The 2963-nt window shown below is 52.3% G+C and carries 1 rRNA gene; it reads left to right on the top strand.

Going from position 1 to position 2963, the window contains the following annotated elements:
- Nucleotides 1–24 precede the first annotated feature (24 nt).
- Nucleotides 25–2934: ribosomal RNA gene (locus tag E5C26_RS24520) — 23S ribosomal RNA — on the top strand.
- Nucleotides 2935–2963: the final 29 nt, after the last annotated feature.

The following is a 2963-nucleotide window of genomic DNA, read 5'->3' on the forward strand; positions in this document are numbered from 1 at the left end:
AGTGGAAACACTTTTGGGTTGTGAGGTTAAGTGACTAAGCGTACACGGTGGATGCCTAGGCAGTCAGAGGCGATGAAGGGCGTGTTAATCTGCGATAAGCGTCGGTAAGGTGATATAAACCGTTATAACCGGCGATACCCGAATGGGGAAACCCAGTGCAATTCGTTGCACTATCATACGATGAATACATAGTCGTATGAGGCGAACCGGGGGAACTGAAACATCTAAGTACCCCGAGGAAAAGAAATCAACCGAGATTCCCCCAGTAGCGGCGAGCGAACGGGGAGGAGCCCAGAACCTGAATCAGTTCTTGTGTTAGTGGAAGCGTCTGGAAAGTCGCACAGTAAAGGGTGATAGTCCCGTACACTAAAATGCATTAATTGTGAGTTCGATGAGTAGGGCGGGACACGTGACATCCTGTCTGAATATGGGGGGACCATCCTCCAAGGCTAAATACTCCTGACTGACCGATAGTGAACCAGTACCGTGAGGGAAAGGCGAAAAGAACCCCGGCGAGGGGAGTGAAATAGAACCTGAAACCGTGTACGTACAAGCAGTGGGAGCCTACTTTGTTGGGTGACTGCGTACCTTTTGTATAATGGGTCAGCGACTTATATTTTGTAGCAAGGTTAACCGTATAGGGGAGCCGTAGGGAAACCGAGTCTTAACTGGGCGAATAGTTGCAAGGTATAGACCCGAAACCCGGTGATCTAGCCATGGGCAGGTTGAAGGTTGGGTAACACTAACTGGAGGACCGAACCGACTAATGTTGAAAAATTAGCGGATGACTTGTGGCTGGGGGTGAAAGGCCAATCAAACCGGGAGATAGCTGGTTCTCCCCGAAAGCTATTTAGGTAGCGCCTCGTGAATTCATCTTCGGGGGTAGAGCACTGTTTCGGCTAGGGGGCCATCCCGGCTTACCAAACCGATGCAAACTCCGAATACCGAAGAATGTTATCACGGGAGACACACGGCGGGTGCTAACGTCCGTCGTGAAGAGGGAAACAACCCAGACCGCCAGCTAAGGTCCCAAAGTCATGGTTAAGTGGGAAACGATGTGGGAAGGCATAGACAGCCAGGATGTTGGCTTAGAAGCAGCCATCATTTAAAGAAAGCGTAATAGCTCACTGGTCGAGTCGGCCTGCGCGGAAGATGTAACGGGGCTAAACCATGCACCGAAGCTGCGGCAGCGACGCTTAGGCGTTGTTGGGTAGGGGAGCGTTCTGTAAGCCGTTGAAGGTGGCCTGTGAGGGTTGCTGGAGGTATCAGAAGTGCGAATGCTGACATAAGTAACGATAAAGCGGGTGAAAAACCCGCTCGCCGGAAGACCAAGGGTTCCTGTCCAACGTTAATCGGGGCAGGGTGAGTCGACCCCTAAGGCGAGGCCGAAAGGCGTAGTCGATGGGAAACAGGTTAATATTCCTGTACTCGGTGTTACTGCGAAGGGGGGACGGAGAAGGCTAGGCTAGCCGGGCGACGGTTGTCCCGGTTTAAGCGTGTAGGGGGAATGACCTGGTAAATCCGGTTATTCATTCAACCCTGAGGCGTGATGACGATGCACTACGGTGCAGAAGTAGTTGATGCCAAGCTTCCAGGAAAAGCCTCTAAGCATCAGGTAACACAGAATCGTACCCCAAACCGACACAGGTGGTCAGGTAGAGAATACCAAGGCGCTTGAGAGAACTCGGGTGAAGGAACTAGGCAAAATGGTGCCGTAACTTCGGGAGAAGGCACGCTGGCGCGTAGGTGAAGAGACTTGCTCTCGGAGCCGAAGCCAGTCGCAGATACCAGCTGGCTGCAACTGTTTAATAAAAACACAGCACTGTGCAAACACGAAAGTGGACGTATACGGTGTGACGCCTGCCCGGTGCTGGAAGGTTAATTGATGGGGTCAGCCGCAAGGCGAAGCTCTTGATCGAAGCCCCAGTAAACGGCGGCCGTAACTATAACGGTCCTAAGGTAGCGAAATTCCTTGTCGGGTAAGTTCCGACCTGCACGAATGGCGTAATGATGGCCAGGCTGTCTCCACCCGAGACTCAGTGAAATTGAACTCGCTGTGAAGATGCAGTGTACCCGCGGCAAGACGGAAAGACCCCGTGAACCTTTACTATAGCTTGACACTGAACATTGAGCCTTGATGTGTAGGATAGGTGGGAGGCTTTGAAGCGTGGACGCCAGTCTGCGTGGAGCCAACCTTGAAATACCACCCTTTAATGTTTGATGTTCTAACTCGGCCCCGTAATCCGGGGTGAGGACAGTGTCTGGTGGGTAGTTTGACTGGGGCGGTCTCCTCCCAAAGAGTAACGGAGGAGCACGAAGGTTAGCTAATCACGGTCGGACATCGTGAGGTTAGTGCAAAGGCATAAGCTAGCTTGACTGCGAGAGTGACGGCTCGAGCAGGTACGAAAGTAGGTCTTAGTGATCCGGTGGTTCTGAATGGAAGGGCCATCGCTCAACGGATAAAAGGTACTCCGGGGATAACAGGCTGATACCGCCCAAGAGTTCATATCGACGGCGGTGTTTGGCACCTCGATGTCGGCTCATCACATCCTGGGGCTGAAGTAGGTCCCAAGGGTATGGCTGTTCGCCATTTAAAGTGGTACGCGAGCTGGGTTTAGAACGTCGTGAGACAGTTCGGTCCCTATCTGCCGTGGGCGTTGGAAGATTGAGAGGGGTTGCTCCTAGTACGAGAGGACCGGAGTGAACGCACCACTGGTGTTCGGGTTGTCATGCCAATGGCATTGCCCGGTAGCTAAGTGCGGAAAAGATAAGCGCTGAAAGCATCTAAGCGCGAAACTTGCCTCGAGATGAGTCTTCCCTGGGGCCTTGAGCCCCCTGAAGGAACGTTTAAGACTAAGACGTTGATAGGCTGGGTGTGTAAGTGCAGCGATGCATTGAGCTAACCAGTACTAATGATCCGTGAGACTTAACCTTACAACACCAAAAGTGTTTTGATTTGAGAG

This window comes from Serratia proteamaculans (assembly GCF_004684015.1).
Taxonomy (GTDB): domain Bacteria; phylum Pseudomonadota; class Gammaproteobacteria; order Enterobacterales; family Enterobacteriaceae; genus Serratia; species Serratia proteamaculans_F.